This is a genomic window from Burkholderia sp. PAMC 28687 (assembly GCF_001577465.1).
GTDB lineage: Bacteria > Pseudomonadota > Gammaproteobacteria > Burkholderiales > Burkholderiaceae > Caballeronia.
In genome coordinates this window covers 257,065-271,224 of record NZ_CP014508.1, presented here as the reverse complement: position 1 = coordinate 271,224, position 14,160 = coordinate 257,065, and the positions used below count along the sequence as shown (strand labels likewise).

The 14,160-nt window shown below is 57.9% G+C and carries 7 protein-coding genes and 2 pseudogenes; 7 read left to right on the top strand and 2 right to left on the bottom strand.

Annotation, left to right across the window (positions count from 1 at the left end):
- Positions 1 to 683 precede the first annotated feature (683 nt).
- Positions 684 to 2,009, top strand: a complete 1,326-nt coding sequence (locus AX768_RS30980; protein WP_218778419.1) for an MFS transporter — start codon at positions 684 to 686, stop codon at positions 2,007 to 2,009.
- 342 nt (positions 2,010 to 2,351) lie between these two features.
- On the opposite strand, the gene AX768_RS30970 is transcribed toward AX768_RS30980, so the two are convergent.
- On the bottom strand, positions 2,352 to 4,136 hold the full coding sequence (locus tag AX768_RS30970) for a chloride channel protein (RefSeq protein ID WP_062004123.1): 1,785 nt from the start codon (positions 4,134 to 4,136) through the stop codon (positions 2,352 to 2,354).
- A gap of 1,894 nt (positions 4,137 to 6,030) precedes the next feature.
- A complete protein-coding gene (locus tag AX768_RS30955; RefSeq protein WP_231941655.1) occupies positions 6,031 to 6,876 on the bottom strand; it encodes a transposase in 846 nt (281 codons plus the stop codon).
- On the opposite strand from AX768_RS30955, the pseudogene AX768_RS32410 reads away from it, so the two are divergent.
- The 6 genes and pseudogenes from AX768_RS32410 to AX768_RS30915 form a co-directional block, all read left to right on the top strand.
- Positions 6,875 to 8,043: pseudogene (locus AX768_RS32410) on the top strand (IS3 family transposase). The gene AX768_RS30955 and the pseudogene AX768_RS32410 overlap by 2 nt on opposite strands.
- Before the next feature lie 526 nt (positions 8,044 to 8,569).
- Entirely contained in the window at positions 8,570 to 10,792 is a 2,223-nt protein-coding gene (locus AX768_RS30935) for a DUF3772 domain-containing protein (protein WP_082779191.1), read from the top strand.
- 43 nt (positions 10,793 to 10,835) lie between these two features.
- On the top strand, positions 10,836 to 11,237 hold the full coding sequence (locus tag AX768_RS33415; protein ID WP_062003817.1) for a hypothetical protein: 402 nt from the start codon (positions 10,836 to 10,838) through the stop codon (positions 11,235 to 11,237).
- Entirely contained in the window at positions 11,213 to 11,560 is a 348-nt protein-coding gene (tnpB, locus tag AX768_RS30925; protein WP_062004012.1) for an IS66 family insertion sequence element accessory protein TnpB, read from the top strand. Before AX768_RS33415 ends, tnpB begins: the two co-directional genes overlap by 25 nt.
- Before the next feature lie 78 nt (positions 11,561 to 11,638).
- Positions 11,639 to 13,231 carry an IS66 family transposase gene (tnpC, locus tag AX768_RS30920; RefSeq protein ID WP_062004009.1) on the top strand — a complete coding sequence of 531 codons (1,593 nt, stop codon included), beginning with the start codon at positions 11,639 to 11,641 and terminating at the stop codon, positions 13,229 to 13,231.
- Positions 13,232 to 13,285: 54 nt separating this feature from the next.
- Positions 13,286 to 13,579, top strand: a pseudogene (locus AX768_RS30915) (DUF3772 domain-containing protein); the annotation flags it as partial.
- Positions 13,580 to 14,160: the final 581 nt, after the last annotated feature.

The following is a 14,160-nucleotide window of genomic DNA, read 5'->3' as shown; positions in this document are numbered from 1 at the left end:
TCATTCCGCAGACGTAGCCTGGTCGTCACTCGGCGCTCATCTGGGAAGGTGCCAATGAGGTGTTCCACAGGCTCGCGACCTACGCGACCTCGAGGCCAGACTGGATGACTTGGTGAGCCTAGTTTAGAGCTGCCAAAATTTGTCGGTACCGAGCGTACGCCGGTTCTCTTTGCCTTCGACGTGGCGTGAACGCATCGTAGTGGCGAGCGAGAACACACACGTTAACATCGCAGGAAGATTTGCTCCAGTGCAACCATGTCAACGTATTGAATCAATCGGCGTCCGGCATAGGCACACGCCTGTCATTGGGTCGATTCGGCCCAAGAGATCATTGCCGAGAATTTCACGTCAAGCCCAAAAGATGCGTTGGTGTTCGCCCGTATTGTTGAACATTGCAATGATGTGCGAGATTGCAGAAGGTCGCGTGGCAGTCAGTGAGCGGTGACGGCGTATTTGCTTCCTCTCATTGTTTAAGGCGATTTCAAATATATCCGATCGCCATGTGAACAAGGAGTGGCCGGGCGCCCTTCTGATTTTTATCGAATTTCCGTTACAAGAAGCTGCGGACATGGCGATTGACTTTACAGTTCTTTCAAAAATAAGAGGCGCACATGTCCAGCGAGAAAGCAGCTGAAATTGCGGCACGGCTTGATCGGTTGCCACCCTCGCGTACGGTCTGGACCATGGTGATCCTGATCTCGCTTGGCGGTGTGTTCGAGTTCTATGACCTGTTCTTCACAGGCTACGTTGCACCCGGCATGGTCCAGTCCGGCTTATTCAAACCGGAGTCGCTAGGCTTTTTTGCCGCCCTCCAGCCCCTTGCCGTAGCGGGTTTCGGTACATTTGTCTTTGCCACATTTGCGGGGCTGTGGGTCGGTACCCTCGTGCTGGGTTATGTGGCGGACCGGTTTGGCCGACGACTGATCTTCACCTGGTCACTGATCTGGTACATGGTCTGCACGGTGATCATGGCGTTCCAGACCTCCGGATTCGCGCTCGATATCTGGCGTTTCATCGCGGGCATTGGCATTGGCGTCGAGCTCGTCACAATCGACACGTACATCTCCGAGCTGATCCCAAGCCAGGAGCGTGGCCGTGCATACGCGATGAACCAGTTCATCACCTTTGCCGTGGTGCCGGTGGTCGCGTTTCTCGCGTATGCATTGAACGGGACGCGGCCACTCGGCCTTGACTACTGGCGAGTGGTCATCCTGATCGGGTCTGTGGGCGCCGTGGTTGTCTGGATCTTGCGTCGCCATATTCCGGAAAGCCCGCGTTGGCTCGCGCGTCACGGCCGGATCGACGAAGCTGAGAAGATAGTCGCGGACATCGAACGCCGGGTGATCGCAGAGAAAGGGATAAGCCTGCCGACACCGCAAGCCATCTCACCCGAAAAGGAAGGGCGTGGCTCGCTCAAGGAAATCTTCGCTCCGGGTTATCGGCGCCGGACGATCATTTTGTCGATCTTCAACATGGCGCAAGTGATCGGCTTTTATGGCTTCGCCGCCTGGGTGCCGACACTTCTGATTCATCGCGGCATTCATGTCACGGCAAGCCTGGGATATGCATTTATCATTGCGATTGCAAACCCCTTTGGTCCACTGCTGGGCATGCTGTTCGCCGACAAACTCGAACGGAAGACGCAGATCTGCGGTGGTCTCCTTACCATGGCCATAGTCATCGCGATATTCTCCCAGGTGTCCACGCCCTGGATCCTGATCGGGCTCGGCGTGTTGTTCACGCTCGCCGCAAACATCATGTCCTATGCCTACCACGGCTATCAGGCTGAGCTATATCCGACCCGCGTGCGCGCCCGCGCGATTGGCTTCGTTTATTCCTGGAGCCGGATTTCGGCGGCCTTTGCCGGGCTGGCGATCGGCATTCTGCTGCACGGATATGGCGTGCCAGGCGTTGCTGTCTTCGTCGGAATGTCGATGCTGGTGGCGATCTGCATGATCCTGCTCGGACCTTCGACCAAGGGGCTGTCGCTCGAGACCATCAATCATTGAGTCCTGGACGACTGATGTTCGTCTGCCTCCGTCCGTACGTCATGCAGCTTCGCGGCTCCCTCGGCGCGCTGGCATGTCATTTCGGTTTGAAACATGGCGACTCATGCAGAGGCTTGACAGGCACGCCTATCGACAACCGTTTATCCGTTGCTGGTATTCGCGCGTTGCAATGCGCTCATTTTCTGGACGATTGTGCAGCGAAGTATCACGACAAATGGATGCCCTGCGTTCATTGACATCTACCGCGACAGCATCCGCGCATTTCATTTCAACGACGCCGGTCCCTGTCTAAGCGCCCGCTCGATGCAGGCAGATAAAATTCATCGCCATCTCGCGGAATCGCTAACCAGGGAAAATTTTTACGCTGCTCGCCACCGAGTCAGCGATATGCTCTTTGGCAATTACGCCCAGCACACGAGGAAGCACATGCCCCTTGCCGTGTCCGACGACGACCGCCATGACCGCCCGCTGTTTCCACATTCTCGTAATTACATCAAACGCAACGTCGCTTTCTCCCACGACGATGAAATTGGTTTGTGCGAGAGTACCTAGCGTAGTCCTGGCGATGCTTTGACTCAACGCGCGGCGCAAACCCGTGTTAATGCGCAAAACGCCGACGATTTCGCGCTCTCTGGTCACGACGATGTGCCGGAAAACGGGCTGGTCCGACTTCGTAAGTCCGTCGTGAAACAGTGTGGTCTCGTCGAGAACGAGTACGTCAGTTTCCATCACGCTGGATGCGCTGCGGACCATGAACATGTTCGCGTGCAACGCGTTGGGAATAGGATGTCCGCGTCTCACAAGCTTCAGAGTGTAGATGCTCTCTCGCGAAAATATGCGTCTTGCACCGAGACTGAACGCGACGGCAATGATCATGGGAAGAACGATGTCATAGTCGCGAGTCATCTCGAAGATCATCGCGACGGCGGTCATGGCCGCTCCCGTGCCGCCGCCGACCATCGCGCCCATCCCCACCATTGCAAACGCGGGCGCACTTACTGGCGCGCCTGGCACAATTGCCGTGATCAGCGCAGAAAACGATGCGCCGAGAGTTGCACCTATGAACAATGAAGGTGAGAAGACGCCACCCGATGAACCTGAACCAAGGCTCACGGAAGTAGCGATTGTTTTGCACAGTGCAAGTAAAAGAAGAAATGCGCCACCAGAGAGTTGCCCGTATAGCGTCGCCTGAATCGTTGCATAGCCGACCCCTTCCACATAGTAATGGCTTGCGGTAAGCCACAGGGCGTACATCATGCTGCCTACGATCAGCATACCTAAGCCATGCCGTAGATAAGGGTTGGGGATGCGTTCGAAGGCATCCTCTGCCCAATGAAGCGAGCGAATTAAGAGGGCGGCGGCGATGCCCGCAATGGCTCCAAGCAACGCGTAAAGTATGAAGGTGAAAGCGCTACTCGGCTCGTTCGGGATCGCCCCGAGGTGGACGGGCACGAAGAACGCCGGTGCCGCACCGAAAAAAAGTCGACCGACGAACGTTGCCGTGCCGGTCGCGATCGCAACCGGCAAAAACGTGTTGACGCTGATCTCGGGCATCATCAGTTCGGTGGCGAACAACACTCCGCCGATCGGCGTGTTGAAAGTCGCCGCAATACCTGCCCCCGCTCCCGCAGCGACCAGCGTGATCCGCTGCCCCGCAGTCATCTTGATGAACTGACCGAACGTCGATCCGAGCGCCGAACCGATTTGGATAATGGGCCCCTCCCGCCCCACCGCTGCGCCCGAACCGATTGCAAGGGCGGACGAGATCGATTTCGCCAAAGCCACAACAGGGCGAATCGCCCCGCTTTTGTAGTAAATGGCATCCATGACTTCCGGAACGCCATGTCCCTTCGCCTCCGGTGCGAACTTCGTCACGATGAAGGTGACGCCAATTCCCCCGATCACCGGAACCAGAATCACCAGCGCGCCCCACGGAGCGGCCGGCGTGAAATGGCCGGTGTCGTACGTGAAGGAAAATTGGCCGAGAAACAGAACATTGTGGACCAGCCCAATCAAAGCGCGGAATACGATCGCTCCAAGTCCTGTAACAATCCCAACGACTAACGCCAGTACGCATAACCACCGGACTGCTAGCGGTTTAACCGAGTCCTCATTGTCGATATTCATGTTGCTGGGCTGCACCGCAGCGACCTTAACATGCCGGTCGTCGATGCCCGGGGACTCTTCGTCCAACTCGGAATGCTCGGACATCACCCACCTCCTTGGCATCCAACGCGCACGGTTCGGTAGGAACTCAAATAGTCGCGTCACACGCCAGCAGAATGCATTGACTTGCGGCCGACTCGATACGTGAGCCAACGCTGTTGAGCACGCGGGCGCCAAAGATCACACAGCCTGCCCCGATTACAGACACCTCATCCGCATACTACCCGGCTGTCTCGTCAAGCGGCGTCACACATTGAAAAGGTACTTTCCTCCGTACCCCATGCTGCGTGCCCGCAGCCGGTTCGCGTTCACCGCCCAGCGGGAGAGAAAAATTAGCGAACAACGCGTTTGCTGCTTTACTTTCTGATGACGCATAAAAGCAACGGATCGAAAGGGAACAATACGACCTCATTTGAGAGCCGGCGAACGACACTAGCCGAGCGAGCCGCTCGATTCCGGCTGTAGTTTTTGCGACTTTAGATATCTCCAAGCCCCACTTAAAAGCGCTTCGCAAGACCGATTCTGGCGACATTCAACTCACCGCAATTCACCGAATTTTCATCGCGATTTAACCCAACAAGTCGCGTTTGGTGTCTGAGGGGGAATGGCTTTACGTCTGGTGGCGGTCTGTGCCGGGCTCTTCCAGAAAGTGGAAATTCCATCGTCCCTCACAGTCCAACATAGTAAGTTTGGACGTCGTTTTCCTCAGCCCATATTTGCACATCGAGCATCTCGTTAAACTCAACGGATCGATCATGATAGACACAACAGAACCCCGTTGCAGTCCTATATACAAGTGCCCATTCCAGCACGGGGGGCTCCCCCGCGAGGGTTTTGTACTCGCCCGATATCTCGGCCGCGACGTCATGAAGAGCATTCTTGATAGTCTTCTGAATCGAATCGAATCCATGTATCAATCTCATTGAAGCCTCTCCCGCGAAGCATTACAACCCCGCTTAAAGCATTACTTGACACGAGCCTTGGCATCGCCGCGACCATTGCTATCCGGCAAGGCTATGCGATAGCGCTGGGACTTCGTATCTTGTATTTAATACCAATAGTGACCCCGGCGATAGGCATTCAGTTGCTGCCAGCCAGTTCGAAAGCTCGTTGACAGGGACGATTTAACTTCCACCTTAAGTTCTGTTTAAGAAAGTGGGCTTAACCCGAAGACGGCAATAAACGGTCGGAAAATGTGTTGCTGGTGGTCGGCTTGTGTACCACGTACCTCTGATTGGCCTTACCCTGCAACCCGGAGAGGCTGCGAGCGCTTCGCTGCCCATGTTGCGACACGATTTCACGCCGTACGCCGCATCGATTTTGCGATGTCTGCGCCGGGTGGATTAACGGGTATGCGCGGGCCGAGCTTGCCTACTCGGCGATCGCCGTACTCATCACAAGTGATAAGGCAGATGTCAAGTCCGGCAGGCAGTCGGAGGTAATTCAGTTCGGCCCGAATTTCGTTGCAGCAGTGGATGGTTATACAGGCGTGTGCTAAGACCAATCGTCTTTTCTTCGAATTCCGGGACGAGTCCGATGGCCGCGTGAAACCACATCGTGCCCTGAGAATCGGGCGGCTTGGCGCACCGGATTGCGCATTGCGATCGGGGCGTGAACTTTCGGGCTCCAGACGGCATCAAAGCTTTACACAGCCAACTGGTTGCGCGTTTCAGTACTGAGCAAGCGGTAGACATTGAGCCGCGTGCTCGGGCACGTGGAGCTAAAAGGATCGTTGTGAAAAAGAGTGGTAATGAAACCATCACGAATGTAATTATAATCAGGAATGCAGATATAAATCATGTGACAGTACGCGACGCGCTGCGGCGCCGGAAAACCTCGGGGTACGCGATGAGACTCAGCAGTAATGCCGCAGGTTGATCATCGTATAGGCGAGTGTCTTGAACGCGTAGTGGACTGCACTGAGACGTTCGAAGCACAGTAGAAGCTGGCGGAACTTGTCTTCCCAGGCGAAAACGCGCTCAATGGTCCTGAAGCGCTCCTCGAAGATAGCCGGATCAAAGCGCTGCTTGCGACCGCGTTTTGTTGCCTTGCGAGCGCGCGGGTTTTCGGGAATATTGGGAATTATGTTCCGGTTGAAGATCGCCTTGCGGTTAGCCCGGCAGTCGTAGACGCAATCCAGGCTGACTGTCGTGCCTTGCAAATCCATCCCGATGGCACGCGCGATCTGCCTGAGTCGGGGTAGCGCGTCACGCAGCAAGGGCGATTCGTTGCGGTTGCCAGGCGCGGATATGAATGGCGCGATGATGTTGCAGTTGCGATCACAGAAGGCGACGACCTTGTCGCTTTTCAGGTGCTTGTGACCGCTGTAGCCGAGATTGTCGCCCCCTTTTTTCGCGGCCGTTGTCGTGCCATCGCCGTGAATGACCCTCAGATCGAGCAGCTGATCATCATGAAGCCGGCTCACCGAGCTCTCAAAGATGGCATCCATGCAACCATCGGCCTGCCAGCGGCGCATCGCGCGGTAGACGCGGGTGTGATGGATTTCGGGACGCCCCTCGCAATCCTTGTCGATCGGCAGCGTCTTCCACTGGCATCCCATATAAAGCACCTGCAGAATGTAGTTGAAGATCTTGTGCAGGCTCAACTGTGGTGGCGGTCCGCGCCGTCCACGGCTCAGGTGAGGTAGCCTGAATTTTTCGGACACTCCTTTTTGATAAACTTTATCAATGGGAGCACACATGACGAAACCAAGAACATACACACCAGAGCTTCGTGAAGAAGCTGTAAAGCTTGTGCTTGCACAGAGGTTGACGCTAGATGAAGCGGCGAAGCGAATTGCCATTCCGGTGGGGACTTTGGCCACTTGGGTCAAAGCAGCCAAGCTTGGCAATGGCGCCGTGACGGCGCCAGGCAGTCGCACGGTTCCCGAATTAGAAGCCGAGGTAGCCAGACTACGCAGGGAACTGGCGGAGACCAGGATGGAGCGAGATATCGTAAAAAAAGCGGCAGCGTATTTTGCGCAGGAGTCGCTGCCAAATACGCGGTCATGAATACGATGCGACTCGATTATCCAATTGCTGTCCTGTGCCGTGCCTTTGAGGTTTCGCGCAGCGGCTTCTATGCCTGGTCTAAAGGTAAGCTGTCTCCACGTGCGCAGGTTGATGAACGCCTGAAAGTCGCCATCAAGGCTGTGCACAAGCAGAGCCGCGAGACCTATGGCACGCGACGCGTGCAGCCTGAGCTTGAGGCATAAGGCTTTATAGCCGGCCGCGACCGCATCGCCCGCCTGCGCCGAGAGCTGAATCTGCGCTGTAAGCAGAAGCGCAAATTCAAAGCCACGACGAATTCGAATCACAACTTGCCTGTCGCCGACAATCTGCTGAACCAGACGTTTGCGCCAACGCGGCCAAACGAAGCCTGGGTGACAGACATCACCTATTGTGCCACCGACGAGGGGTGGCTCTACGTCGCCGGCATTAAGGACGTCTTCACCTGTGAGTTGGTTGGATACGCCATGGGTGAGCGCATGACACAAGGACTCAGGGCGCAAGCCCTGTGGCGTGCTGTGCGCAACAAACGCCCGGAGAAAGGCTTGATTCATCATTCGGACCGTGGAAGTCAATACTGTGCTCATGACTATCGGAAGCTGGTTGAACAATTCGGCATGCAGGCCTCAATGTCGCGTAAGGGGAATTGCTTTGACAACGCTCCGATGGAAAGCTTCTGGGGCAGTCTAAAAAGCGAACTGATACATCACCATCGCTACGCCACGCGTGCCGATGCGAAGGCGGTAATTCAGGAGTACATCGAAAGCTTTTATAACCGCCAACGGCGCCACTCGCGCCTAGGTTATGTTCCGCCCGCGTTGTTTGCTGAAGCGTTCAGCAAACAACAACAGGCGGCTTAAGAAAAGAGTGTCCGCTGTTGACAGTACACCTCAGGTCGTAACGTACGCGCTTAACGCCTCAGCGAGCTGAGTTGCCGCCGATCATACCGGCGCGGGCAGCTCGCTTAATGCCAACTACGTACCTTGCCCTCCAAGTCGCCTGCGCAGGTCGGTGGCTAAATCCATCACGCTCGCTTCGCCCAAGCGCCGCAGGTTGCTTTGCCGAGAGTTTGACGTCGAGTAGTCCACCAGTGTCAAATGACACAAAGTCGTCCGGACCAACGATCAGTTTATAAGGCACAGCGAGCAGTGCTAGACGACTTCACGTCAATTTTTATTGACGTTATATAGCCTTCTGATGCGACCCACATTCAGACAAAACTTTTGACACTGGCCATTTTTATTGCCCCTACGACTTTCGCAAACACGGGGCGCGACGCTGCCCGGAACGGTCCGGCTCTGAAGCACGGCGAGCGGGTATGGCAAGCTATGACGTTGCCGAACGCTGTCACCCGGCCTACACCATGCACTGTGAGCCATTCTGGATATGTCGCTAAAGTTCGTATCTCGCGCCGCGCTCGTCGCGGCGCTCATCCTGACTCCGGCGCTACTGCCTGACGTTGCAGACGTCGCATTCGCCAGTCCTGCAAAGAGCACGGCGGTCGACGACGATACACCTGCCGCCTCGACCGTCGCGATACCTACTCCCGTCATACTGTCGGACGACGACGCGCAAGCCGAACTGAAACGGCTGCAACGCGCACAGGACCGTATCAAGCAGCAGGCCTCCACCGCGACGAGCTTTAAGCAGCTGTCGGGCCTTGACGACGCCACTAGGCAGCTCGCCGACGACACCGACAAACTGATTGCCGCGCTGCTACCGCAACGCGCGCAACTACAGGCGCAACTGGATGTGCTCGGTCCGCCGCCGGCCGCCGGCGCGACGCCGGAAACGGCGTCGGTCGCGCAGCAGCGAACCGATCTCAACACGCGCAAGGCGCAACTCAATGCAGAGATCAAGCAGGCCGCCGACGGCAAGACCAATCTCGCGAACCTGAACGCGCAGATTGCGCGACTTGAGCATGGGCTGTTGAAGAGCCAGCTCGCGTTCCGCTCGGGCAGTATCCTCGCCCCGCAGTTCTGGTCGCCGCTGTTCCGGCCGAATCCGGACGATCAGGAGAGTCTGAGCGCGTTCGGCGACGAAGTCGCACCGGTGCTGAAATCGGTCTGGCAGCCGGGACAGAAGTTCGTGACCGTGCTGTCTCTGCTGATCGCGCTCGCGGTCTGGGCGGCGGGGCGCCAGCAGGTCGAGCGGGGGGTGGCGTACGTATGCCTGCACCACTTGCCGGAGGGGCGACTGCGGCGCAGTGCGCTCGCGCTGTCGACATCGCTCGCAACTGTGGCCACGACCGCTGTCGCGGTGCAGCTCGCATATTTCGCGCTGACGCGCCACGCGGACCTGCCGCCACCGCTCGAAGAGCTCGCCGACGCGGTCGCGAAACTCGCGATGACCTGTGCGCTGATCGCCGGCCTCGGCCGCGCGCTATTATGCACGCGGCATCCGTCGTGGCGCCTGCCCGCGATCGCCGATCCGGTCGCGCGCGCGATGAGGCCGTTCGTCGCATGGCTTGCGGGGCTGCTGATGTTGTCCGGCACGCTTGAGCAACTGAATCGCACTGTCGATACAAGCCTGCAGGTCACGCTGTTCGGACGCGGTATCGTGTCGCTCGTCGTGGTGCTGACGATCGGCCTGTCGCTGGTGCGCTCGAACCGCGTCCGCTCGGCGCTCGCCGCCGCGGGCGAAGCGCCCGAGGCGCGCTCGACGCTTGCCGGGCTGATTTACGCGGGCGTCACTTTGATCATCGTTGTGTCCCTGGGCGCGCTGCTGATCGGCTACATCTCGATTGCGCGATTCCTCACGTACGAGCTGGTGTGGTTTGACATCGTGCTGTGCACCGGGTACCTGCTGACGCAATTGACCAAAGACGCTTGCGAAAGCCTCTTTTCCAACCAGCAAGCGAGTGGCCGCGCGATCAAACATCTGTTCGGCCTGACCGACATGCATCTCGACCAGGTGTCAACGATCCTGTCCGGCGTCGGCACGAGCCTGCTGATGCTGATCGCCGTGTTCGCGCTGTTCACAGGCGGCTTCGGCACGACGCCGGGCGACCTGCTGACGAGCCTGCTCGGCGCGTTCGACACGGGGCGGCTGAATCGTCTGAACATCGTGCCAGAGCACATCCTGAACGCCGCGATCGCGCTAGTGGTCGGCGCTTATCTGCTGCGGGCCGTGCGCCGCTGGCTCGATGCCGAGCTGCTGCCGAAGAGCGGGATGGACCCCGGTATGCGGATGTCGTTGGTCACGCTGTTCAGCAATCTGGGCTACGTGCTGCTGGTGCTGCTCGTGTTGTCGCTGCTCGGAGTTAAATGGAACAACCTCGCGTGGATCGTCAGTGCGCTGTCGGTGGGGATCGGCTTCGGGTTGCAGGAGATCGTCAAGAACTTCGTGTCGGGTCTGATCCTGTTGACTGAGCGGCCGGTGAAGGTCGGCGACATGATCAGCATCAGCGGCGTGGAAGGCGATATCCGGCGCATCAACGTGCGCGCGACCGAAATCCAACTGAGCGACCGGTCCACCGTGATCGTGCCGAACTCGCAGCTGATCTCGCAGAACCTGCGCAACGTGACGATGGGCAACACCACGCAGGGCGTCGCGACGCTGATGCTCAGTAAGCGATCGGTCAAGCACGCCCCTTGCGCCAGGCATTGAATAGAGGAGCATGTAGCATTTTCAGCAGGCTGAGGGTGGCTATATGAATGATGGTGGAAAGAAGATTGGCGAGCATGCGATGGCGCACATTGAAGCCGCGCAGCGTGAGGGTAAGACGCTTTCGGCATATGCGCGTGAGCATGGGCTGAGCAAGCAACATTTGTACAAAGTTAGGCGAGACATGCGAGCACGCTCGGCTGGTTCTGGGAAGCCCCGGATCACCGCGGAGAAGTCGAGCGAACCACCGGGAGTGGACTTGGCGTTCGTTGAGGTGAAGGTGGCGGCAACGCCTGCCAGTCCATTGGCGCCGCGCGCACGGTTGTGGGCACATCTGCCCAATGGCGTGAATGTCGAGCTGTTGTGCACGAGCGGCGATGTCGATCTGCTGATGGCAATGATGGATTCGTTGGGGAGGACGTCGTGTTCCACTTCGACCAAAGTCTAAAAGTTTATCTACATCGCGACGCGGTTGATTTTCGCAAGAGCATCAACGGCTTGTCAGTGCTCGTTGAGCAGTCGATGAAGCGTGATCCCTTCGCCCGAGCGGTGTACGGATTTCGCAACAAGCGTGCCGACCGTATAAAGCTGCTGCTTTATGAGCGCAATGGATTTTGGCTAATGATGAAACGGCTTGAGGCTGACCGTTTTGCGTGGCCCCGCAACGGCGAGGTGGTCGAGCTGAGCGTCGAGCAATTTCAATGGCTGCTCGAGGGTATCGATCTTGCGGCGATGCGCAAGCACCCCGAGCGTCGCTATGCGAGGGCGTGAATGGTCGCGAAGACGCGACGGTGACTGTTACAAATTGAGGTAAACCCATTGCGGCCGGTGATTCGTTAGAGTGGTTGCATGACCCGCGAACACCTCACGATCACTGTTGACGAATTGAATGCACTCATCGCCGCGCGTGATGCGGCATTTGCCGAACGCGATGCACTGCGCGGCGAGCTACGTGTGACAAAGGCTGAGCGCGACCTCGTGAAGGAACAGCTGAAGCTCATGATGCGCAAGCTGTTCGGTGCGAGTAGTGAGAAGCGCGACGCCCGCCAGGGGGACCTGTTCCTCAATGAAGCGGAGCAGCTTGCCCCGACGCCGGCGACGCAGCCCGCGCAGGAAGACCGGCCGGAGATCGAGGTAGCCGCGCACAAACGCAAGAAAGGCGGTCGCCGTCCGCTCGATGCGGCGCTGCCGCGCGAGGTGGTTCGATACGAATTGCCTGCGGACCAACTGGTTTGCCCGCACGACGGCTCGGAGCTGGTCGAGATCGGCGTCGAAGTCAGCGAGCAGCTGGACATCGTGCCGCAGCAGATTCGCGTGATCCGTCACGAACGGGTCAAGTATGCGTGCAAGGTCTGCGACCGCAGCCTGAAGGTCGCCCCGGCGCCGCTGCGCATCATTGCGAAGGGACTGTTCACGGAAGCGGCGCTGGCGTGGATCATCCTGTCGAAGTTCATGGACGCTTTGCCGTTGTACCGGATCGCGGCGCTGCTGCGGCGCTTTGGCGGCGATATCTCGCGCAACACACTGGCCGCGTGCGTGATCCGTGTTGGTCAAGCAGTTCAACCGGTGATCAACCTGATGCGCGATGTGCTGCTGGAGAGCGCCGTGGGCCATGCCGACGAGACCAACGTCCAGGTGCTTAAGGAGTCCGGGCGTGCGGCGCAGTCCAAAAGCGCGGTCTGGGTGCAAATGAACGGTGTCGGACCACCTCCGGTGCGACTGTTTAGCTATGCGCCCGGACATCATGTCGAACATGGCGACAAGCTGTGGGTGGGAATGCGCGAGGGGGCGGCGTTGATGAGCGACGGCGGCCCTGTGTACGATCTCATCGCGAAGAAGAACGCTCTGGTGCACTTGGGCTGCTGGAGTCATGCGCGACGCTATTTCGTGGAAGCCCAGGAGGTGCTGCCGAAAGAGGCGCGCGCAATGCACCAGCCGTCCACGCAGTTTCTTCATCTGATCGGCAAGCTGTATGCGGCAGAAGCCCGCGCACGTAAAGCGCCACACCGATGCGCACGCCTACGCCGGCGCTATAGCCGCGTGGTGCTCGGGCAGATCAAAGACTTGCTGGATCAGCACCTGGAGACGACGCTGCCCAGCGGAAAGCTTGGGCAGGCACTGGGCTATCTTGGCAATCAGTGGCCAAAGTTGATGCGTTACGTCGAAAATGAAGCTTGGCCGATTTGTAACAACGCATGCGAAAATTCAATCAGACCGTTTGTCGTCGGAAGAAAAAATTGGCTCTTTAGTGACACGGTGGCGGGCGCCAAGGCAAGTCTCAACCTGTACTCGCTGATCGAAACCTGCAAGGCCAACGACATTGATATATATCGGTATCTGGTCGATCTGTTCAAGGCGTTGCCGTACGCAAAAGTCGCCGACGACTACGAAGCATTGCTGCCGTGGAAGCTTGGCACGCCCGCTCGTAAGCCGACCGTTTAATCGCTAACCTATCTGACCTAACACCGCAACGGGCGGGTTCGTTGACCGCTTACGATGCTCACGTTCCCGCTGAACACCGACCCCGAACAGATCCGCGACATCCTGTTCAGCGCGTTTGACGAGCATGCAGCGATACTTGATAAGCCCGCGCCTTCGGTCACCTTCAGCCAGTTGACACCGGACGGCATCACGTTGAGCGTAACCGGCTATGTCAGCAGTCCGCGCATTTCGGGGTCGGTAAAGAGTGAGTTGTTATTCGAGATACTGAAGCGGCTGCGCGCCGCCGAAATCCCGCTGTCGAATCCACAGATGCTGATGGTGCAGAACATGCCGCATCCGGGGACGTGATTCGCGGTGCCGGTTCACCCCGGTTCATCGATCGCATGGCGTGCGTCCAGCGATGTTCCGAGAAACATTCATGCGCGCGCAGGTCATAGACCCTTGCTGAACCGGCGCCGCGATTTGCCGCGTCACCTCATCAAGCTAACACCATGCGGAGAAGCGAGTTGTTTGCGATACAGCGAAGCGGGCATTGGTTGCCGCTTGAGCGCTAATTCCCCCTCAGGAGCAGCGCCCTTGCGGGCTAAGATGTTTTTCGTTCGCCCTAACCTATCAGAGCGATTTAGAAAGCGCGCGTTGCAAAGCGGTGTTATTCAATGCGTGTTCGCATGACGTACCGGACACTTGCACCCGTATCGAGTCGCCGAATGCGATCTGCTATTTCGTCGACGTCTGACGTAATCATTTCTCCGCTAAACGCGAAAGGGGTGTACCTGCCTAATACAAGCGCGGCATACCCGGTGATCGACAAGCTGATTCCGGCTTCGCCCGCTTTACCGCCGTTTGCTGCAGCGTCAAGCAAGGTGAAATCGAGACTGATGACGCACAAATCGTCCGCCCTCAGAAGATCCACGCTCAGCCGATATTGT

What these genes read in the sequence shown, in the direction of transcription:
- AX768_RS30980 (WP_218778419.1), top strand. Translation starts at nt 684, where the DNA reads ATGGTGATCCTGATCTCGCTTGGCGGTGTGTTCGAGTTCTATGACCTG.
- AX768_RS30970 (WP_062004123.1), bottom strand. Translation starts at nt 4,136, where the DNA reads ATGAATATCGACAATGAGGACTCGGTTAAACCGCTAGCAGTCCGGTGG.
- AX768_RS30955 (WP_231941655.1), bottom strand. Translation starts at nt 6,876, where the DNA reads ATGTGTGCTCCCATTGATAAAGTTTATCAAAAAGGAGTGTCCGAAAAA.
- AX768_RS30935 (WP_082779191.1), top strand. Translation starts at nt 8,570, where the DNA reads ATGTCGCTAAAGTTCGTATCTCGCGCCGCGCTCGTCGCGGCGCTCATC.
- AX768_RS33415 (WP_062003817.1), top strand. Translation starts at nt 10,836, where the DNA reads ATGAATGATGGTGGAAAGAAGATTGGCGAGCATGCGATGGCGCACATT.
- tnpC (WP_062004009.1), top strand. Translation starts at nt 11,639, where the DNA reads ATGACCCGCGAACACCTCACGATCACTGTTGACGAATTGAATGCACTC.